At 40.3% G+C, this 21,053-nt stretch carries 17 protein-coding genes; all 17 read left to right on the top strand.

All coding sequences use genetic code 11. The features are described 5' to 3' along the window. The first annotated feature begins 254 nt into the window (after positions 1-254). The 17 genes from RYO92_RS06625 to RYO92_RS06705 all read left to right on the top strand — a co-directional run bounded on the left by RYO92_RS06625 (position 255) and on the right by RYO92_RS06705 (position 20,971). Positions 255-1,598 (top strand): SWIM zinc finger family protein, encoded by a 1,344-nt coding sequence (locus RYO92_RS06625; protein WP_315369859.1) that lies wholly within the window; start codon positions 255-257, stop codon positions 1,596-1,598. 125 nt (positions 1,599-1,723) lie between these two features. Then, entirely contained in the window at positions 1,724-5,110 is a 3,387-nt protein-coding gene (locus tag RYO92_RS06630; protein ID WP_315369860.1) for a PRTRC system protein E, read from the top strand. A gap of 37 nt (positions 5,111-5,147) precedes the next feature. Further along, the gene (locus tag RYO92_RS06635; RefSeq protein ID WP_314328733.1) at positions 5,148-6,368 is read left to right on the top strand and encodes an Mbeg1-like protein; all 1,221 of its coding nucleotides are present in this window, start codon (positions 5,148-5,150) and stop codon (positions 6,366-6,368) included. Between the two features lie 136 nt (positions 6,369-6,504). Then, complete coding sequence (locus tag RYO92_RS06640) at positions 6,505-7,956, top strand: ATP-binding protein (RefSeq protein ID WP_315369861.1); 1,452 nt, start codon at positions 6,505-6,507, stop codon at positions 7,954-7,956. 38 nt (positions 7,957-7,994) lie between these two features. Beyond that, positions 7,995-8,225 (top strand): hypothetical protein, encoded by a 231-nt coding sequence (locus tag RYO92_RS06645; RefSeq protein ID WP_315369862.1) that lies wholly within the window; start codon positions 7,995-7,997, stop codon positions 8,223-8,225. 395 nt (positions 8,226-8,620) lie between these two features. Next, positions 8,621-9,760, top strand: coding sequence for an ABC transporter substrate-binding protein (locus tag RYO92_RS06650; RefSeq protein WP_315369863.1), 1,140 nt, complete (start codon positions 8,621-8,623; stop codon positions 9,758-9,760). A gap of 98 nt (positions 9,761-9,858) precedes the next feature. Next, complete coding sequence (locus tag RYO92_RS06655) at positions 9,859-10,734, top strand: branched-chain amino acid ABC transporter permease (RefSeq protein ID WP_315369864.1); 876 nt, start codon at positions 9,859-9,861, stop codon at positions 10,732-10,734. 3 nt (positions 10,735-10,737) lie between these two features. Beyond that, the gene (locus tag RYO92_RS06660; protein ID WP_315369865.1) at positions 10,738-11,817 is read left to right on the top strand and encodes a branched-chain amino acid ABC transporter permease; all 1,080 of its coding nucleotides are present in this window, start codon (positions 10,738-10,740) and stop codon (positions 11,815-11,817) included. Further along, the gene (locus RYO92_RS06665) at positions 11,814-12,608 is read left to right on the top strand and encodes an ABC transporter ATP-binding protein (RefSeq protein ID WP_315369866.1); all 795 of its coding nucleotides are present in this window, start codon (positions 11,814-11,816) and stop codon (positions 12,606-12,608) included. Before RYO92_RS06660 ends, RYO92_RS06665 begins: the two co-directional genes overlap by 4 nt. Continuing rightward, complete coding sequence (locus RYO92_RS06670; RefSeq protein ID WP_009538120.1) at positions 12,586-13,293, top strand: ABC transporter ATP-binding protein; 708 nt, start codon at positions 12,586-12,588, stop codon at positions 13,291-13,293. Before RYO92_RS06665 ends, RYO92_RS06670 begins: the two co-directional genes overlap by 23 nt. A gap of 14 nt (positions 13,294-13,307) precedes the next feature. Then, the gene (gene dhaK / locus RYO92_RS06675) at positions 13,308-14,297 is read left to right on the top strand and encodes a dihydroxyacetone kinase subunit DhaK (RefSeq protein ID WP_315369867.1); all 990 of its coding nucleotides are present in this window, start codon (positions 13,308-13,310) and stop codon (positions 14,295-14,297) included. Positions 14,298-14,309: 12 nt separating this feature from the next. Continuing rightward, entirely contained in the window at positions 14,310-14,960 is a 651-nt protein-coding gene (gene dhaL, locus RYO92_RS06680) for a dihydroxyacetone kinase subunit DhaL (RefSeq protein ID WP_315369868.1), read from the top strand. After that, positions 14,961-15,983: a hypothetical protein gene (locus tag RYO92_RS06685; protein WP_315369869.1), complete on the top strand. Its 1,023-nt coding sequence runs from the start codon at positions 14,961-14,963 to the stop codon at positions 15,981-15,983. Positions 15,984-15,985: 2 nt separating this feature from the next. Next, positions 15,986-16,999: a uroporphyrinogen decarboxylase family protein gene (locus RYO92_RS06690; RefSeq protein WP_315369870.1), complete on the top strand. Its 1,014-nt coding sequence runs from the start codon at positions 15,986-15,988 to the stop codon at positions 16,997-16,999. Between the two features lie 59 nt (positions 17,000-17,058). Next, positions 17,059-18,714, top strand: coding sequence for a helix-turn-helix domain-containing protein (locus tag RYO92_RS06695; protein ID WP_315369871.1), 1,656 nt, complete (start codon positions 17,059-17,061; stop codon positions 18,712-18,714). A 279-nt stretch (positions 18,715-18,993) separates the two neighbouring features. After that, positions 18,994-19,761 (top strand): GntR family transcriptional regulator, encoded by a 768-nt coding sequence (locus RYO92_RS06700; RefSeq protein WP_315369872.1) that lies wholly within the window; start codon positions 18,994-18,996, stop codon positions 19,759-19,761. Between the two features lie 25 nt (positions 19,762-19,786). After that, on the top strand, positions 19,787-20,971 hold the full coding sequence (locus RYO92_RS06705) for a BMP family lipoprotein (RefSeq protein WP_315369873.1): 1,185 nt from the start codon (positions 19,787-19,789) through the stop codon (positions 20,969-20,971). Positions 20,972-21,053: the final 82 nt, after the last annotated feature.

The following is a 21,053-nucleotide window of genomic DNA, read 5'->3' on the forward strand; positions in this document are numbered from 1 at the left end:
CAGAAGTAAAATCTACTGGGGGATAGATGAGTAGAATTTACTTTTTCATTTTTGGCAAAGCTGTAGGCATTATTAAATTCTCCTGAAAAACTTCAACATGTGATAAAATGAAAGGGCTATTCCGTAGGGGACGGCCTTTTTAAAACGCAATAAAAGATGAATCAAGAATAAATGAGAGAAATAAACAGGTCAGAAAATAAACCAGGCATAAAATGAACTATACAGAACCCCCTTTGGCATGATAGGAGCATCGTATGAGAGAATTTAAAAGCATATCCGGCCTGTATGACGGCAATTTAGCCTTATCCATAGCGCCGGCCCTCACCCCCAAAGGGATAGAGGAAAATCCCTTGTTTTTTCATGGAGAAATCGTGAATCCTGCGATTATCGCGGGAGGACTTTTGGTCCTTGCGGATATTGTGAGCACAAGATATTTTCAGTATGTACCTGCAGCACAGAAGGATCCCGTGATTTCTGCCCAGGGGGATAGGCTTAGAGCGGAATGCTTTTCCGCTTGTAACGGTGTTTATGCAAGGCTGGATATATTTCAAACTGCCTTGGACGGAGAAATTCTTTACGGCACTACCAACGTGGATATAGGCGTCAAGCTAAGACAAGCCCTTTGTAAATTGAGGCAGGGAGATAAATTAAAGTTTCTTATCGGTGATGAGGGCTGGAAGAGCTTACACAGTAAGGAGCTTTCGGACGGAACTTTGCTTACGGATATCCTGATAGAGCGTCCCGTGGAAATGCCGGATCGCTGGATTCGAGCCTTGGGAAATTGCGCCGTTCTTCATCAAAAAATGAAATACAAATTCCACCTTGAAGGAATGCAGGCAAAGGCCTTTATTGCAGGGCTTCCGCCTGTTACCGGTAAGGAACAATCCGGATGGCTTTGTCCCACAAAAACCGGTGCAATTTTAAAACTTCGGGAAGAAAAAGAAAGCGTATATATCAGCGGTCTTCATAGGCTTAGCGCATTAAAACGTCTCATGAGCCATGTAAACAGAATCAACTTTTATGCTCCCGAAGGGACTGCTCCCGGGCAAATGATGATAGAGGTCTGCATGAGCGGGGCAAGCATTACTCTGAGCCTTACGGCTAAGAGCTATGAAGGCTATTCCGGGGAAGGGGCTTTGCTGGAGGCACTTTCTAATTTAGAGACTTTGGAATGTGCCGACAGAATCGATAACGAATTGAATTTTGAACCCAAAATTAAACTTGAAAATATCTCTGCATCCCTAGGCATGGATAAGAAAAATGTTCATGATGCCATGGAACTGCTTGCCGTTTCAGGAAAGCTGGGCTTTGATGTCCATGAAAATGCATTTTTCCATAGAGAGCTTCCGGATGACCCGGATAGAGTCTTAAAGGATAATCCGAGACTGGTGGCGGCAAAAAAACTTATGAAGGACACTGTCTTTGTGGAGGATTCCCTTTGGTATGTGAAGTCGGGAGAGACAAACTATAGGGTAATTTATCCGGAGGCGTCTAAAGTGGAAGATGCAAAATGCACTTGTACGTGGTATTTGAAGCATAAAAACAGCAGAGGGCCATGCAAGCACATATTGGCAGTGAAATTAAGACAGGGACTGTAATTCTAAGCAGGCAAGCAAATAGTCTAAGGACTATAACTTGGCAAGTAATATAATCTAAGGACTGTAAGCCTGTGGGTGACAAGTGGATATCATTCGGCTGGAAAAGTATATAAAGGGAGTTTAACATGGCAAGCAAACTGGAAAGGGCTGTTGAAATCTATCGTTCTTTGGGATACGAGGAAACGGCCTATGAAAATATCTTAAGCCTTGGAATAGGAACGAAGGAAGAGCAAGAGATTGCAAGGGATGGACTAAAATCCGGGGAATGGGTACAAATCAAACAATTATCCGAGAACAGCTACGGCTTTGTTCCTGTTATAGATGTTGATCTTAAGAAGCTTGCTGTTTTTGCCCTTCGAATCGGTGTGGAAGCAAAGAGGGCGGCAAATGTGATAGGTCGGGGAGATGAGATTTCGCTTCAGACAATTATGGATAGAGGTGAGAACTATGCAATCCAGTTCATTTCCGCTGCCGAAAGCGGTAACAGGAGGGCATGGGAGCATTCCCTGTCCGTCCTTGGTATGCTCTGCCTAAAACTTCTGCACAGGATGAATCTCCCTATTCCGGAATCGGTGGAGTATATGAAGGACTGGGCAGCAGCTTCCGCAGTGATTTTACTAGGAGCAAGAAAGGATCATTTATTTGACGATAGCTTTACGCTGGAGAAGGAAGAAATTCTTGGAAGATTTATAGAGCATATCGAAAAGGGAATTTCCCTGAGCATGCCCGCAACAGGCCCCTTTCCCGATTTGCTTTTCTTTGGCGTAGAGAATCATTTGCTTAGTAAAGAAGCGGCAAAAGAGTATATCTTTGATGCGTTGTATATTGCGAAAAGACCCGGCGACAGAAAAGCATGGGTAGAGCTTTTGGATAAGCTTGGCTGTGCAGAAAAGGATTATATAGATAGGGCGGAAAATCTTATTCCCTTACTGGGGCTTGGGGAGAGTCCGCTTTTAGAGAGATTTGCCCCGGCTCTTATAGAAAATATTTCCGAGGAACTTCTGTATCCGGTACTCATTTCCTGTACTTCGGCTAAGGTCAAGAAAACGAAGAAGATGCTTTTAAATTCTGTCTTAAAGCGAGAGAAGCCAAAATCTGCAAATGACTTTGCAGAATGGCTTTCCCTTTATTTGCAGGATGAGGATAAGAGTATTTCCGGTCTTGCAGAAAAATTGGCTCTGTCCTGGGGGCTAGTGTTGGAACAGGAAGAGAGCACAAAAGAATTACAGGGCTTATGGAGAGAAAGCCCTAAGCTTTGGGAGGTTCCAAGATTTAGCTTGGGAGAGGAAACGGCGGAAAGCTTAACGGACATGGTTACCCTGCTTTCCGATAGAAAGGAGTGTGTAGAAGACCTTCTTTTTGAACAGTTCCTTGCCCTGGCAAATCACATTGCATACAAAAATCCTGAAGAAGCCAAAATGAGTCTTCTGGGAATTCCCAACAGCGATTCCGGCACTTTATGGACGCTGGGGAGATGGGCAAGAGGAATAGAAACCAAGCCGGTGGAGGAAAGTCGGCAGAGGTTTTGGCAGGGGGAGAAAGAAATTGTAAAGATAGAGTATCGGGAACTCTTAACCATGCGAAGAGAGAACCTTTTTCGTACCATGGGACAATGGCCCTGCCTACTCAGCACCCCAAGCTTTGAAGACTTAAGCATTTCCGTAGAGGATTTTCTGGAGCGACTAAGTCTGTACCGGGCGGAAAAATTCTCCTATGTATCGGAGCCGGATTTACAGCTTGCGTTGACACGGTTGGATATGGAGACATTTTCAAAGGAAGATATAAGCAAATGCAAGGAAGATAGAAGTAAATGCACGGAAAAGCTAAAGGACATTGACTTGAAAATTCAGCTTCCCTCCGGAGAATTTTTGCAGGATGAAGAGGGACAGGACATTTTGCTGGGGGAGTTGATTGCAGCTTATTTGCAAGACCCCTATGTAGAGCCGGTGTTTTTCCCGGGAGAAACGCCCTATTGGAAGGTGGAATTGAAAATGCCGGAAAGCCTTAAGGCACTACCTTATAGACTGTCTTACAGTCATAACGCGCTGTTTTCGATTTTTCCGAATTGGGGAGATTATTCCCTTACGGCGGTGCATAGGGATTTTGAAGTTTATCATGGACAAGGCATCATTTTACGACAGCTGGCAAGAAGGAGAAAACCCTTAAGCAAAGGGGCTCTCATGAACTGGATTGCGGTATTTGGGAAGCTCAGTGATGAAAATGCGGAGGATGCGCTAAAGGCAAACCAAGAAGCCTGGGAAAGAGGGCTTTTGCTTCCCGGACTGGCAGATATTTCCTACCTGGACTGGAGTGGCGGAGAACTGTCCAACCTGGCAAATCTTGCTGCCGCCATGGACTTTATGGCAAATGAGGGGATGCTGAGTTTAGTGTGGAAGGCAGCCTGCGACACAGTGGAGCAGTCCTTAAAGATGCCCAGAATCCTGGCTGGAACTGCGGAGATTGTAAAGTTTTTAAGAGATTACCATGATGAGGTGATACTTGCGGTAGAAAAAAAGCTTGTCTCGAAAGAAGCATTGGAAATGAAGCCTATCCGCACTTTGGAAGGAAAAAGCGGCTCCTCCAAGGCGGTATCTTATGCAAAAGAAATCCTTGAGAAGTTAGGAACTATAGAAAATACATCAAAAAGTAAAACAATAGCTTCCGTAGAGCCCCCCGCCCCCGCCGATTTTGAGAAAATATGGCTTCCTTTACCGGAAGGAAAAGAACTTATAGAAGACCATGTTACTTTTAGGGTCAAGGCCATAGAACTAAGAAAAAACGAAAAAGTTTTTCAATTCGACTTGGATTTGCCGGAGGATTCAGACTGTTCCTATCAAGTGGTTATTGCCGGATGGTTATATGCTTTAGCTCATGAGGGACAGGTTTCTGCCGGTAAGATAGACCGAAATGGCGAACTGATAGAGGAGGAAAATGTAGCGTGGCTTCACTATGACAGTGTTCAGAAAAAGATTGTAGTTAGCGAATTTAGAAACTGGCGAGGAGGAAATAAATCTCCCTTGGAAGGGGAGGCTACGCCCTATTCCAAGCTGTTTTTAAGCTTTGCGGTAGCACTTTTGGCTCAGGATGGAGATAGCATCTACGGGGCAAAGAGTCTGTTTAAAGAATTGGTTCAAGCCGGTACATTATCTTTAAAGACAGTGAGGGAAATTACAAGACTGCTCTTAAGCTATGAAGAAATCAGTCCTGCAAAGCTTGTACGCATCGTGGAAAAGGAGAGTGAGCTTCTAAGCATTTGCTGGGGTATGCTTTGGGAATGTATAAAAGATGCGGGATCGAAAACGGTGGAAACAGGAAAACCGCCTGCCTGGATCAACAGAATTTTAGATATTTGCATCTATTATGCAGCGTATTTAAGGGAAGCTGCTAAAAGAGGATCTATTTCGAAAGAGGACGCCCTGTGGCCCGGTCTTTTGGAAATGGCAAACTGCAGTGCTAAATCTACCGCGGTTAAAAAAGCGAAGGAGCTTGCGAAAGTATTGGGAATCGGCTAAATATAGAGTTGGTAAAGTAAAAAAAGGAGTGTAAAGCATGGAATTACTGGATTACTTGGCATGGAGAAATGATGTTCCCCTATCGCTGTCCCCCTTTAACGAGGTGGACAATGTTATATTTTCCTATTTGTCTTATATAGAATTTGGGAAGTTGCTGGAAAAAGGGGATGGCTTTTTCGATTTAAAGGAGCAGTATGAGCATTTTTGTGAAAAGCATTCCATGGAAGAAATCAAGACCGCAGGACAGTTCACGGAGCGAGCACCGCTATTGCTACAAAAGATGATGGAGGGGCCTCGTTTTCAGGATACAAAGGTCGGATATTATGTAAAGGATTTTGACAAGGATACGGTAAAGCAATTTGCCGCCCTTTGCTTTTTACTTCCGGATGGCACTAACTATGTTTCTTTCCGAGGGACAGACGAGACCATTACCGGTTGGAGAGAAGATTTTCTTATGAGTTGCCAATCGGAAACCGCAGGCTCCAAGGAAGCGGTGAGCTATTTCAACAAGGTGGCTAAAGCTTTAGAGGGAAAGTTTATTCTGGGAGGACACTCGAAGGGAGGGAACTTCGCCATGTATGCGGCTGCCTTTTGTGAACCAGAGCACAAGGAACGCATTGTGCAAGTTTATAATAATGACGGCCCGGGCTTTCGAGAGGAGATTATTCAGTCTCCAGAGTTTCAGGAGATACTGCCTAAAATTCTTACCGTTGCACCTCAAAGCTCCATTATCGGGCAGTTGCTTTCCAATCCCGCAGAGCAACATGTGATTCACAGTACGGCAAAGGGCATTTTGCAGCATGATGCCATGACCTGGGAAGCGGAAAAAGATTCCCTAGTCTCTTCAGAACTGGATGAGCTTAGTGAGTACACGAAAACTACCTTGGGAAGCTGGCTGGAAAGCATGGACGATGAAACCAGAGAATCCCTTTGCACTACAGCATTTTCCCTGATTGAAAGTACAAAATCGGAGACCTTTATAGAGTTCTCCGGGAATTTAATGAAAAACATGGAAACTATCTGGAAAGAAATGGGAAAGCTTCCGGAAGATAAGAAAAAAGAAATTATGAATGCTTTAAGCAAGTTGATAGAGAGCAGTAAGGAAGCCGCCGTTTCCCAGATTAAAAGTGGCGGGCAGACAGTAATCAGTCAACTACAGAGTAGCGGACAGGCACTGCTTAGCCAGATGCAAACCGGCAGTCATGCGGCCATTAGTCAGGTAATGGGAAAGACAAAGGAGGAAGGGGAGAAGGTGTAAAGGATAAAACTATCAGTTTTGCTAATTTCTATTTTTTTATATCTTGCCCATCCTTTTTATAATCGCTATAATAATATCAAATCGTGATTTAGTAAATCTGGATTAGATATTTTGCGTTGGCGGGAGGTAAAGTGCTTTGTTTATTGGAAGGCAAAATGAGTTAATTTTTTTCAATAACAAATATAATGAAAATGGCGGACAGCTGATTGTTTTATATGGTAGAAGACGTGTTGGTAAGACGGAAACTTTACGAGAGTTTTGTAAAGGAAAGCCCCACGTCTTTTTTTCCTGTACTGAAACAACAGATGCTGTGCAGCTCAGAAATTTTTCGAACTGTATGTTACGAGAGGAAATTCCGGCAAAAAACTATATCTCTACATTTCATGATTGGGAAACAGCATTTCGCTCCATTTTGGAGCTTCCATATGGAGAGGAGAAAAAATTACTGATTATTGATGAGTTCCCCTATATGTGTCATGGAAATAAAAGTATACCTTCTATACTACAAAACTTATGGGATATGGAGCTTAGAGATAAGAATGTAATGCTGGTTTTGTGCGGAAGTGCCATGAGTTTTATGGAAAAGGAATTACTGGCAGAAAAAAATCCTCTCTATGGCAGGGCTACAGGAATCTACAAAATGCAGGAAATGGGTTTTTATGATGCGGCTAAATTCTTTCCGAATTATTCTGCAAAAGATAAGTTATTGTCTTATGCTATTCTTGGCGGTATACCACATTATTTATGTCAGTGGAATTCGAATTTATCTCTTGAGGAAAATATTAAAAGAAACATTTTTACAAAGGGTTGTATTTTATATAGTGAGGTGGAGTTTTTGCTCCATCAGGAGTTGAGAGAAACTCCGATTTACAATTCTATTATTGAGGCAGTTGCCTTGGGAAATACCAAGCTGAATGCTATTAGCCAAAAGTCTCTTGTAGAGGATATTTCCAAGACTAGCGTGTACCTTAAGAACCTGATGGAATTGGGCATTGTGGAACGAGAATTTTCAGTGGATGCGGGAATAAAAGAACATGGGAATTCCAATAGAGGAATTTATCGTCTGACGGATAATTATTTTCGCTTCTGGTATGCGTTTTGCTTTACGAATTTTTCTCAGCTGGAAGATGGGGACGTGGATGGTGTCTATGAATATTTAGTTAAGCCTATGCTTCAGCGATTTGCCTCCATTACTTTTGAGTCTGTCTGCCATGAGTTTGTTCGAGAAATGCAGAAAAAGAATGCTCTGCCTTTCCGTTATGCCAAAATGGGGAGGTGGATGGGAAAGACGACAGTTCGTGATGAGTCCATGCCTAAAGGAGTCCGTATAGCAGAGTCTGAAATTGATCTTCTTTGTATCAGTGCCGATGCCAAGCAGTACTTGCTGGGAGAATGTAAATTGAAAACAAGTCCATTTTCTTATTCGGAATATTTGGATACGCTGGCAAAACTTTCTTCCCTGAAAAAAGAAGCGAAGTTCTATTATGCGTTATTTTCGGAAAGCGGATTTGATGAGAAAATCATAGCAGAAGCAAGCGGAAATAATACAATGCTCTGTACTCTGGAGCAGATTGTAAATTACAAGTAATCAGCGAAAAGCATAATAGAAATTTTTCTGGAGTAGTTATGCAAGTTTCAACCAAATTTACCATTGCCTTACACATCTTAATTGCGGTGGAAACCAGTGGTCAGGGAGAGCTTTTTAACTTCCATGAGAAGCCTAACCCCAACTGCCCCGTGGGAAAAAATATTCATAGGATCTTAGATGAGAGTCTTTTGGAGGTGCAGAAAAAGTTTGAAGAAGAACTGAAAGAGTATTCCGTGGCAGAGGTGTATGAGAGGATGGGGAAGGGATAAAGAACTTTCAAAAGATGAAATAAATCATAGTTTTGAAAGTGAGTGAAAATTCAAAAATTAAATAGCGCAATTAAAGTAGAGGAACTTCTAAACTATTAGGAGTTCTTTTTTATTTTACTTTATATAATAAAATATTTTTTAATTCTTTGATTTTTTTGCTATTAAATTATTTCGCAATGTATATAGAAGAAGCTGTTATTTGTATCAAAATGAGACATAGCATATTGTAAATGCAATTGAAATAAACTCAATATACAATGAAAATTTGTTGTAATTCAATATAATTATTCAAAATGCATAAAAAATATAGATATTATCAAACTAATTAGTATAATAATAACAACAGGTGTTGAGACGCAATTGTAGTTATTTTATGTAATAACAGGAGGTGCAGAATGAGAAAAATATCAATTGTAGCAGGTCTATTGAGTCTAGCTTTGCTTACATCATGTGGAGGAACTAAACCAACACAAGAAGCGTCAAAAGGAAATGGTGAAAAAATCCAAATTGCGGTTTGTGGCCCCATGACTGGAGATAATTCAGAGTATGGAATCGGATTTTACAATGCTGCTGTATTGAAGGCTAAAGAGTGGAATGATAATGGTGGCGTTTTAGGACAGCAAATTGAGATCGTGCAGTATGACGATAAGAACACCGCAGAAGAGGCGACAACCATTGCACAGAAGATTATTTCTGATAAGAAAGTAGTTGGCGTTATTGGTCACTTCTCCTCAGGAGTATGTATGACAGCGGCTCCTATCTATCAGGAGAACAAGATTATTGAAATTTCTCCGTCAGCATCTCACCCGGATTACTCCGGAATCGGAGATTATATTTTCAGAAATAATACTGTTATTTCCAAAGAGGCGGCTGCAAGTATTGATATTGCAGTGAATGACTTAGGAAAGAAAAAGGTTGGTATCATAAGTATTATGACAGACTGGGGAACCAATACTTCCTCCATCATTAAGGAATTGATTGCAAAGACCGATGCGGAAGTGGTTGCGCATGAGGAAGTTATGGAAGGATCCGATGACTATACTCCGGCTATTACTAAGTTAAATGAGGCAGGCGCAGATGTAGTAATTTGCTGTGGAATGTACAACCTGGTAGCACCAGTTGCAAAGCAGTATAAGCAGATTAATCCGGATATTAAGGTTGTAGGATTCTCTAACGCATACAGCCAGCAGTTAATCGAGCTTGGCGGAAGCGCAGTGGAGGGCGTATGCTTCCCGGTTATCTTCTTCTCCGAGTCCGATGATCCGACGATTAAGTCTTATGTTGAGTCCTATAAGGCAGCTTACGGCAATGCTCCGTCTGCCCTTACCTCTCAGGCATATGATTCAGTAGGTATCCTTCTAACTGCTATCAAGGATGCAAACACTACCGATTCCGAAAAGGTAAAGGATCAGATCTATAAGACTACTTACCAAGGTGTAACAGGAGAAATCAAGTTTGATGAGAATGGTGATGTAGATAAGCAGTTCGTAAAGGTGACTATTAAAGACGGTAAGTTCGTGAAGATGGACAAGTAATAAAAGTTAGAACTATTCAGGTGGGATGGGAAAGAACATAATGTATGTTTTTTCCCGTTCTATTCTAAAGGGTATTTGATATTGAAAGAGGAGTGTCTATGGTCATACAGCAGATTATTAACGGATTAGCACTGGGAATGGGATATGCCTTGATTGCTGTAGGATATTCCCTTGTATTTGGAATTCTTCGTCTGGTGAATTTCTCTCATGGTGCAATTTATGCTTTTGGTGCAGAGATGGCTATGGTTTTTATAGGGATGCAATTTGGAATAGTCCCGGGAATCATTGTTGCGATGTTGTTGACAGGAATTCTGGGAATTGTAATCGATAAAGTGGCATTGGAGCCTTTGCGGAAGAAAAAGTCACCACCTATTGCTTCTCTAATTACAACTATTGGCATTTCTAATATTATAACGAATCTTTTAATTATATTTTTGGGTTCGGAAAAAAGAAGCTTTCCCTCCGTATTTGGAGAAGGAAATGTAATGATTGGAAATTTCCCCATTTCTATCACCCAAATCATGATGTTTTTGATATCGGTTCTACTTATGGGAATTCTTATGGTCATTGTATTTAAGACGAAAATAGGACTTGCCATGAGAGCCTGTGAACAAAACCCGAAGGCGGCAAATCTTATGGGAGTGAACGTGAATTTCATTATCTCCTTCACATTTTTTCTAGCAGGCGTTTCGGCAACGATTGCCGGAGCACTGGTAAGCGGATATTACCAGATTGTCTATCCCAACATGGGATTTATGGCAGGGCTTAAGGCCTTTGCCGCCGCAGTTTTAGGTGGTATTGGCAGCTTGCCAGGAGCTTTAATTGGTGGACTTATGGTTGGTGTTTCTGAAAGTATGGCCGCTACATTCTTGGGGTCAACCTACAGAGATTCTATCGCTTTTATCATTTTGATTCTTGTGCTTTTACTAAGACCGCAAGGATTATTCGGACGGAAAGGGATAACAAAGGTGTAAGTTATGGCAGAGAATAAAGATAGGAACACTTCTAAAGCAAAAGAACAGAAGAGCTTTGCTATTGCTGAAATGTTGAACTTGCACCAGTTGGAAAAATGGGTCCATGAGAAGAAGCAGATCTTGCTTCCTGCATTATTTCTTTTTCTACTGGCTTTTCCATTTATTTTGTCTAACCAGTATTTACTGACTGTAGCAATAAAAATTGGAATTTACAGTATTCTGGCACTTGGATTAAATGTGTTAACCGGATATACCGGACTCGTTTCTTTGGGACATGCAGGATTTGTAGCTATCGGAGCTTATACTAGTGCGATTCTTTCCATGAAAGCTGGGCTGCCATTCTTCCCATCTGTTCTTTTGGGAATGCTTTTAGCCGGTGTAATTGGTGTGGTTCTGGGGCTTCCAAGCCTTCGCGTAACAGGAACTTATCTCTCCATTATTACTTTGGGATTCGGAGAGATTATGAAAATGATTCTGATGAACTGGCAAAGCGTTACCGGTGGAACATTGGGAATAAAGAATATTCCTAAGCCTAGGATTTTCGGAATGGAACTGACCGTACAGAACTATGGATTGTACTATCTTGCTCTGTTCTTCCTCATTCTCGTCAGTATATTCTGCTTCTTCCTGGTTCGTTCCAAGACAGGCAGAGCACTAAGAGGAATCAAAGGAGATGAGCTTGCTTCCGTTATGATGGGAGTCAATGTGAACTTTTATAAGATACTGGCTATGGTCATTTCCGCTATGATTTGTGCTCTGGGAGGTTCCCTCTATGCCCGCTTAATAGGCTATGTGGATCCGAATACCTTCAATTTTGACGTATCTACGATGATACTCAGTATCGTAATTTTAGGAGGAATGGGAACACAGAGAGGAATGTATATCGGCGCTATTTTGCTGATTGCCTTTCCGGAAGTATCTCGCTTCCTTATGGAGTACCGTTTCGTACTGTATGGCGTGATTCTGGTGCTGATGATGCGTTTCCGCCCGGCAGGCTTATTGGGATGGAAATCCAGGCTTCCCTATCCCCTTTCTCATCAGGCGAAGGTAGATTTGGCAAAAGAAAGTAAGGAGCTAGTATGAGTACGGAAGAAATGCTTTTAGAGGTTAAAAATCTATCCAAGCAATTTGGTGGTATTAAAGCTGTCGATAACGTGAATCTGCAGATTAGAAAAGGGGAAATTATCAGTGTGATCGGCCCTAACGGTGCAGGAAAAACAACCGTTTTCAATCTGCTGACAGGAATTTACAAACCAGATCACGGAGAAATTTATTTTAAGGGGGAAGCAATCCAAAATCTTCCACCGATTGAAATTGTACATAAAGGTATAGCCAGAACATTCCAAAATATTAGATTGTTTCATGACATGAGGGTAATAGAAAATGTTCTGGTGGGAACTCATCACAGAACAAAATATACATTTTGGGATTCTAGTTTGAGAACAAAACGCTTTAGAAAAGAGGAAGATGAAAGAGTAATACAGGCGATTAGGCTTTTGCAACTTTTAAAGTTGGATCATAGAAGAGATGAATATGCGGCAAACCTTCCTTATGGAGATCAAAGAAAGGTAGAAATTGCGAGAGCAATTGCTACCGGAGCCAAGCTGATTTTGTTGGATGAGCCTGCAGCAGGGATGAACCCGCAGGAGTCCTTGGAGCTAATGGGATTTATCCGTGAACTTCGAGACATGGGCTATACCATTTTGATGATCGAGCATGATATGAGTGTGGTAATGAATATTTCCGACAGAATCTATGTAATCGATCATGGAAAGCCTATTGCAGACGGTTTGCCTAAGGAAATTGCAAACAATAAAGAGGTAATAGAGGCGTACTTGGGAGGGCTGCAAAATGCTGAAAATTCAGGGACTTAATACGCATTATGGGGCAATTCACGCCTTAAAGGGAATCGATTTGGAAATTCATAAGGGAGAGGTTGTTTCTCTGATAGGAAGCAATGGTGCGGGAAAGAGTACCTTGCTAAGCACTGTAACGGGAATTCAGAAGGCCAGTAGCGGAAAGGTAATGCTCTATGATGAGGATATTACCAATATTGCTCCCTACCAGTTAAGCAAGAAGAAAATCAGTATTTCTCCGGAAGGAAGAGAAGTTTTCCCGGATTTGACGGTGCTTGAAAATTTAAGGATTGGAGCCTTCTCCATCAGCAATAAGGGAGAGATTGAGAAGAACTACGATAGGGTATTCACTTTGTTTCCCAGATTAAAAGAAAGAATCAAGCAACAGGCCGGAACCCTTTCCGGCGGCGAGCAGCAGATGCTTGCTGTTGGACGTGCACTGATGTCTTCTCCGGAACTCTTGTTCTTAGATGAGCCGTCTCTGGGCCTCGCACCCAATATTGTTTTATTGATTTTTGACATGATTAAGGAAATACAGAAGCAGGGCGTAACCATACTTCTTGTAGAACAGAATGCGAACTTGGCATTGCAGACTTCTAATCGCGCCTATGTATTAGAGAATGGACTCATTACCATGCAGGGAGATGCGAAGGAAATTGCAAACAACCCCAAGGTAAAAGAAGCATATTTAGGAATAGGGTAAAGAAAGGATAAAGCATGAAAAAGATTATTAACAAGCCGGAAGACGTAGTAAAAGAGTGCCTTATGGGCTTACAGATGGCAAATACTGACACCTTGGAGTATATCCCGGAAAAGGAAGTTATTTATCGCAAAAATATGGATAAGAAAGTTGCAGTTATTTCCGGGGGTGGAGCTGGTCATGAACCTCTTCATGCCGGCTTTGTAGGAAAAGGAATGCTGGATGCAGCAGTTTCCGGAAATGTTTTCTCTTCTCCGAGCCCGGATCGTATTGAAGCGGCTATTGAGAAGGTAGAAAAAGGACAGGGTGTACTGTTTGTAATTAAGAATTACTCTGGCGATATCATGAACTTCGGTATGGCGCAGGATATGGCTGAAATGGAAGGCATACAGGTAGAAAGCGTTGTAGTAAAGGATGATGTGGCAGTTCCGGACAGCACCTATTCTACAGGTAGAAGAGGAATTGCCGGAACCATGTTTGTTCATAAAATTGCCGGTGCCATGGCTGAGACAGGCGCTCCCCTTAGTGAAGTGGCGGGAGTAGCAAGAGAAGTGGTGGAAAATCTTAGAAGTATGGGTATGGCGATGAGCCCCTGTATTTTACCTGCTGTGGGAAGACCGGGATTTACCCTTGGGGAAAATGAGATTGAAATCGGAATGGGAATTCATGGAGAGCCCGGAGTAGAAAAGACTACCATGAAGACCGCGAAAGAGATTGCGGCCATTCTACTTCAGAAAATTCTGGATGACTATGACTATGCAGGCAGTGAAGTAGCGGTACTGGTCAATGGCTTAGGGGGAACTCCGCTTATGGAACTCTATATCTTAAACTATGAAGTACAGAACTTACTGAAGGAAAAGAATATCACTGCATATAAGACCTTTGTAGGGAACTATACCACTTCTTTAGAGATGACTGGTTGCTCTCTTTCTTTACTAAAGCTGAACGACAAGATGAAGACACTTTTGGATGCATCCTGCGATACCCCGGCTTTGAAAGTTGATTAATGAGGAGGAAATATGAATTTTACATTAAACAGTAAAGATTATATGGACTATATTGTTGCCGTTAATCAGGAATTAAATGAAAACGAGGAGTATATTACCAATCTTGATCTTGCGACAGGAGACGGAGACCATTGGGCAAACCTGCACATGGGCTTCACAAAGCTTACCGAAGAAAAGGAAAGATTGGAGGCCTTGGACTTAAGCTCCGAGCTAAAAGAAATCGGAAAAATCATGATGGCGGTGATAGGAGGTTCTTCCGGAGTTCTTTACGGCAGTGCTTACCTGCATGCCTCCAAAGTGATGAAGGATAAGGAAGCTATCCATAAAGAGGAACTTTTTGAGATTTTAAACGCAATGTTGAACGCCATTATGGAAAGAGGACAGGCTAAGCCCGGATTTAAAACCATGATTGACAGTTTGCACCCTGCGGTAGAAGCCTATAAGGCTGCTTTGGAAGAGGGAGCAAATGTCGAAGAGTTGTGTAAGAGAGTAGCGGCTGCAGCGGAAAAGGGTGCAGAAGAAACCAGAAATATGGAATCCATTAAAGGGCGAGCAACTTATCAGAGCAATAAAGGAATGGGGCATTTGGACCCCGGTGCGGTTACCATGGCACTGCAAATCAAGGTCTTAATGGACAAGGCATTAGAAAAAAGAGGAAATTAGATGCAAGAATCCAAAAGAAATCTAGTTAAAATGGCATTTTCCGGGGAAAAAATGCAGGAAGTACCGGCAGGCTTCTGGCATCATTTTCTCCCGGAAAAGGAGCAGTTTGCCAAGCCCGGCGATAATGCTGCACAAGAAAGAGCAATAGAAGGTCATAAAAAGTTTTTTGAGGAAGTTAAGCCCGATATCATGAAGATTATGAACGATGCATTTATCGGACATCCGACTGTGATGGAAAATCCTCTTAGAAATGGGGAGGACCTTCTCGCTATAAAAAGCCTCTCGGAAGATCATCCTTGGATTACGGAGCAGGTGGAGCATCTTAAAAAGATGACGGAGCTTTTTTCCGACAAGGTAATGTGCTTTTACAATATTTTCTCTCCCGTACAGTGGATACGAATCCGATTAGAATTTTTTGATTTGGATTTTGAACGCTTTGTGTATCTGGCAGAGAATTATCCCAAGGAGTTGCAACATGCGGGAAAAGAGCTCGGGAAGGATATTCAGACATTGGTAAGAAAACTCCTTACCGAAACAAAATTGGATGGCATTTATTACTGTGTGCAAAATGTACAGAGCCCGAAATATGATCAAAAGACCTACAAAGAAATCGTGGGAGAAGATGAACTTGCCGTGTTAAAGCTGGCAAATGAATTAAGTCCTTATAACATCCTTCATATTTGCGGCTATGCACATCACAAAAACAATTTAGACTTCTATAAAGACTACGAAGCAGGAGCGTATAACTGGGCAGTACATACAGAAGGTGTCAGCTTATCAGCGGGCAGAAAATTATTCCCCGGAAAATGCATTCTCGGAGGTTTTGATAATAATCCTAAGACTCTGATAACAGAAGGAGATAGAACGGATGTAGAGAAATTTGCTGAGGATTGCATAGAGGAGAGTAAATATCGTTCCTTCATCCTCGGAGCAGATTGCTCTGTACCGAACAGCATATCAAATGAACGTTTACGTTGGATAACTTACTGCGCACAGGAAAAGAATAGAGAACAGGGAGAGTAAAAATGGAAAACAGAAAAGAATTAATGAATGCCTTTTTGGCAAATGAAGGAGGCGAAAGAGTTATTGGAGGATTCTGGCATCACTTCGTGTCCTTTCACAATCACTATGGCTGGGAAGATTCGAGCATTATGAATAAGGTTGTTTCAGAACAAAAAAGATATATCGATGAAGCAAAGCCGGATTTTATAAAGATTATGTCTGACGGTTTCTTTGGACATCCGTCTCTTTGTAAATCTACCATTACTACACTGGATCAGTTAAAGGAAGTACAATCTGTCGGAGAGAATCATCCATGGATTCAAGCACAAGTAGATTATGTAAGGGGAATCTGTGCTCATGCAGGAAAGGATGTCTATAAATACTACAATATCTTTTCTCCGCTACAGTATATTCGTCTCCGCTTTGAGGAATATGATGAGGATTTCACAAAATTCACCAGACTCTTTAAGGAAGATCCTAAGGCAATGATTATGGTTGCGAAGCGCATCGCAGAGGATACAAAGGCGCTTGTAAAGAGACTGTTTACGGAAACGGATGTAGACGGAATTTATTACAGTGTACAGTGCGTACAGGACAAGAGTTTTACCGAGGAAGTGCATAAAGAAAGAGTACAGCCATTGGATCTGGAAGTTTTAAACGAGATTCTTAAGTATACAGATAATGTACTCCTTCACATCTGTGGATATGGAAAGTATACAAACCATCTGGAATGGTATAAAGATTATCCTGTAAAGGCTTTCAACTGGGCGATTTATTCCGAGAATATTTCTCTTGCTGAAGGGAAAAAGATTTTGAACAATAAGCCTGTTTTTGGCGGCTTTGATAATGCGGAAGGAAGTCTTCTGTATACCGGCACAAAAGAAGAGATAAAAAAAGAAATTTATCGTATTCTGGATGAGAGCGGCACGAAAGGCGTAGGACTCGGTGCTGACTGTACCATCAGAGAGGATATCGATCTGGAAAGACTGCAGTGGATTAAAGAAATTTCATATGAATATACTATGAGAAATAAATAATAGTAAAATAAGGAAAGGAATTATTTTTTTATACAATACCAAGTTGAGGGAAGAGGGATATGGCAGAAAAATCATACTTAGATCAATTTGCAAAGGTGATTTCGGATATGTTAGACATCGATGTATTGATTGTAGATAAAAATCTTAATTTACTTGGAAAATGCTTAGTATATTATGATTTATATCAAAAAATTGATTATGGCTCTCTTCTCTCAGATGTTATCAAAAATGGAGAAAATTATTTTGTCAAAAATAGAAAATCCATAATTAAGTGTAAAGAATGTGTAGGATATAATCAATGTAAAATAGAAGGATTTGTAGGGGTTCCTATTCGTGAAAATACGGAAATAATAGGAGCTCTTGCTTTAATTATTAAGAAAAAGCAAGTAGATAAACTTTTTCGAAAATTAGATTCTACTTATATATTTATGGAGAATATGGCTGAGCTTATTGGGAAAAGAATAGTTGAACATGAGTCGAAAAAACGGTTAAAAGAAAAAATTAGTAGAATTGAATCTATAATAGAAGCGATGCCAGAGGCTTTATTATATTGTAACGAATTGGGAAAAGTATTTTATCAAAATAAATCCTTATTGAATTTATTTAGTGTGAAAAAACCGTTAAATTCAATTTGGGAATTATCTCAGGATTTAGGCAAATATCTTCTAAAAGGAAAAGCTATTAAAGAACTAAAAATTTCGATTGAAAATGAAAATACATCATTTTATGGTACGGCTAGTATTACGCCAATTCTTAAAGAAAATAATATAAAAGAATATTTATGCTATTTTAAGTCATATAGTCAAATACAGAAAGAATCAAACTTATTTTCTAATTCTACGATGGTTACATTTTCGTGGTTGTCAAAGTATCTTAGTAAAGAAAGTATTGAAGAATGTAAGGAACTGGGAGAAAAAAATGAGTTCATATTTCTTAATCATAAAGATAATGCATTAAATGAACTTATAGCTAAAGCAATTGTGAATTATTCGGATAGAAGATTACAAGAACTAAGAGTTATTTATATGCAAAATGTTTACAGAGATTTAATGGATGTTTTCTTGTTTGATGAACACGGCATACTCTGGCGAATACAAGGAGGAAGTATTATTATTGTGCAGCCGGAAAAAATGCTAATATCAGTTCAAGAGAAACTTGCAGATTTTATGGAGAAAGAACTAATCAGAGTGCATAAAAAAGAAGTCAAGAATGTATCTATCCAAATTATTTTTTGCAGTACCGAAAATCTAGAGAATTTGGTCAAAAGAAAATTATTTAGTTATAGGTTATATAAGTTGATTTTAAAAAATAAAATTCCTGAACTTCAAAGTGTTTATAATAACAAAACTGTTTTTGAGAGATTCTTTAAGAGTGGTATTCTTTACTATCAAAAAGTGTATGGAAAAATAAAATTACATGGTATTGAAGAGGTATATCAGAAACTATGGAATATGATTGACAATCAAGATTTAAGTACAATCGAAACATACATAGAAAGTTATGTTAAAAATAAAGCTGATATATCTGAAACACCACTCCTCAATTATACTCCAAAAACAGTGAGGGAAATTGAAAGAGAAATTCTAGAGGAGACATTAAAGAACGGAGATACAGTGCAGAATATGTGTAAACAGTTAGGAATTTCAAGGAGTAGCTTTTATAGAAAGGTTAAAAAATATCAGTTGGATTATAAAATGAGCAAAAAAATTATGTAATAACTTACTATGCATATAAAAAAGGTATCTAAAAACAACCTACTAGAACAACAAATTAAGTGGGTTGTTTTTTTATATATACCAACTTATTTATGTACAATATGCACATAAATAAGTTGGATTAATAGTTATATATATTCATTTACTCTATTTGCTATCAGTGATAATATATTAACATAACTTGGAAGCCAAGTTTGAACATATACAGCTAAGTTTAATAGGACAATAAAGTAGTCCGGCTTCCCATACGATTACAATAAAAGGAATGCTTTTGAATATATGAAAGTGCAACTCTTATCTAAATTTCCTGTGGATGCCTCTGATCAACAGTCTGAAACTCCTAACTATGTAAAGGCCTATGACAATTTGTATCGACTGATTATAGAGGGGGTAATTAAAGATGGAGATAAGCTTCCCAGCGAAAATGCTATGGCAAAGCATTGGGGAGTTAGTCGTGGAACCATTCGTATGGCTATGAAACGATTGGAAGAGGATGGTTACATTAATAAAAGTCAGGGTAAAAGGGCAACGGTTGCTACCTATGCCATGCATAAAAGAAATTCAATCAACTGGCTATACAATTTATGTTTAGAAGATTCTAAAGAGCCTATCACAAAGGTTCGGATGAAATGTAAGTATCAAAAGTGCGGCAAATACGTGGCCAATGAGATGGGGAAAGAGAATAGCGGCTTTTTAACTTTGGCAGTTGTTCTTGAATATTATCAGGAAGAAGAGCAGGTTGCTATTTCAACGGTTATTTTCGATGTGCATTGCATTGAAAAGTACCATATCGATATAGAGAATAAAGAATTTATCAAAAAGTTTGCCTCCGAAGAGATTTATAAATTATCTAGGAGAGCAAGGACTGTACTTAGCGTTGTTCAGTCTGAAGGAAGCAGTAAAATCAAAGGACTTTCCGCAGAAACTCCTGTAATTGTTTTTGAGGAAATTCTGTTGGGAGAGAATGATACTCCACAGTTTTACTGTAAACATCGTCTGAATGCGTTGAAATATCGCTTTTCCTTAGAGCGAAAAGCACCATTTTAAAGAGGACACTTGGGAGGTGTAGGTCATGAAGAAAAGTATTGTATCATTACTAACAATGGGAGCTCTTTCCGCAATGTTAGCAGTAGCTGCTACCGGATGTGCAGGAACCGGTAAGACGGAAGGAACAACAGTAGGCACAACGGCAGCAGGACAAAGTACAGCGGAAAAGAAGGAGAATGAAGCTTCTACAACCGATGGAAAAGGAAAAAAAGCGGTTTATCTGGTTAATGGAAGTCTTGGAGATAAGGGATTTTTTGATTCCGCAGCTAAGGGGATGGATCTCGTACATAAAGACCTTGGTTGGGAAACCAAGATTGTGGAAATGGGTAGAGATGAAACCAGTTATGAGAGTAATTTCTTGGATGCAGCAGATCAGGATTGGGATTTAATTGTAGCTGGAACCTTTTCCGTTAGAGAGCAAATTGAAGAAACCTCTGCTAAGTATCCGGAGAAAACCTTCCTTGCTTTTGACTGTGCAATTAACAGAGATGTAGCCACAGAAGGTAATGTATTGGGGATTACCTATAACTCCAATGAGGCATCTTATCTTGCAGGCGTAATGGCAGCAAAGATGTTGGATTCTGGAGATGCAAAGATTGATGCATCCAAGAGAGTCCTTGGATTTGTAGGTTCTATGGACAGTGCGAACATCAATGATTTCTTAGTAGGCTATATTGAAGGCGTAAAATCCGTAGATCCGAGTATTCGTGTATTAACCTCTTATGTTGGTAGCTTTGAAGATGTACCAAAGTGCTTGGAGATGACGACACAGCTGTATAACCAGGGAGCACAGATGGTTTATGCTCCTGCGTCTCAGAGTATTTTAGGAGCGGCAACAGCGGCGAAGAACTGCGACAAATACCTTATTGCCTGTGATCAGGATCTTTATACGCAGTTGAAAACAGATCAAGCTGATTTGGCGGCAAATATCATTACCTCTACTTTGAAAAATGTGGGAGAGTCCATTGAGACAGCTGTAAAAGGATTGGAAAGTGGAGAAATGAAGGGAACACAAGACTATGTCATGGGCTTAAAAAGCGGAGCAGTTGGTCTGGCTGAAAATGAAAACTATGAGAAGCTTGCATCTGATGATGCTAAAAAAGCAGTAGAAGATGCAAAAAAGAAAATTATCGATGGCGAAATCAAAGTAGATAGAGCGGTAGATATGAAAACAGAAGACGTTGCGGCTTTGAGAGACAGTATGAAATAAAGCGATTTAAACCGATTCTCACGCACCTTGCCCCTGGGAATGGTTGCAAGGTGCGTTTTTAATGGGGGATTCATAGTTTTGT

The organism is Oribacterium sinus (assembly GCF_963553175.1).
Lineage (GTDB): Bacteria > Bacillota > Clostridia > Lachnospirales > Lachnospiraceae > Oribacterium > Oribacterium sinus_B.

Coding starts and splice junctions, on each gene's coding strand:
- RYO92_RS06625 (WP_315369859.1), top strand. CDS start 255: ATGAGAGAATTTAAAAGCATATCCGGCCTGTATGACGGCAATTTAGCC.
- RYO92_RS06630 (WP_315369860.1), top strand. CDS start 1,724: ATGGCAAGCAAACTGGAAAGGGCTGTTGAAATCTATCGTTCTTTGGGA.
- RYO92_RS06635 (WP_314328733.1), top strand. CDS start 5,148: ATGGAATTACTGGATTACTTGGCATGGAGAAATGATGTTCCCCTATCG.
- RYO92_RS06645 (WP_315369862.1), top strand. CDS start 7,995: ATGCAAGTTTCAACCAAATTTACCATTGCCTTACACATCTTAATTGCG.
- RYO92_RS06650 (WP_315369863.1), top strand. CDS start 8,621: ATGAGAAAAATATCAATTGTAGCAGGTCTATTGAGTCTAGCTTTGCTT.
- RYO92_RS06655 (WP_315369864.1), top strand. CDS start 9,859: ATGGTCATACAGCAGATTATTAACGGATTAGCACTGGGAATGGGATAT.
- RYO92_RS06660 (WP_315369865.1), top strand. CDS start 10,738: ATGGCAGAGAATAAAGATAGGAACACTTCTAAAGCAAAAGAACAGAAG.
- RYO92_RS06665 (WP_315369866.1), top strand. CDS start 11,814: ATGAGTACGGAAGAAATGCTTTTAGAGGTTAAAAATCTATCCAAGCAA.
- RYO92_RS06670 (WP_009538120.1), top strand. CDS start 12,586: ATGCTGAAAATTCAGGGACTTAATACGCATTATGGGGCAATTCACGCC.
- dhaK (WP_315369867.1), top strand. CDS start 13,308: ATGAAAAAGATTATTAACAAGCCGGAAGACGTAGTAAAAGAGTGCCTT.
- dhaL (WP_315369868.1), top strand. CDS start 14,310: ATGAATTTTACATTAAACAGTAAAGATTATATGGACTATATTGTTGCC.
- RYO92_RS06685 (WP_315369869.1), top strand. CDS start 14,961: ATGCAAGAATCCAAAAGAAATCTAGTTAAAATGGCATTTTCCGGGGAA.
- RYO92_RS06690 (WP_315369870.1), top strand. CDS start 15,986: ATGGAAAACAGAAAAGAATTAATGAATGCCTTTTTGGCAAATGAAGGA.
- RYO92_RS06695 (WP_315369871.1), top strand. CDS start 17,059: ATGGCAGAAAAATCATACTTAGATCAATTTGCAAAGGTGATTTCGGAT.
- RYO92_RS06700 (WP_315369872.1), top strand. CDS start 18,994: ATGAAAGTGCAACTCTTATCTAAATTTCCTGTGGATGCCTCTGATCAA.
- RYO92_RS06705 (WP_315369873.1), top strand. CDS start 19,787: ATGAAGAAAAGTATTGTATCATTACTAACAATGGGAGCTCTTTCCGCA.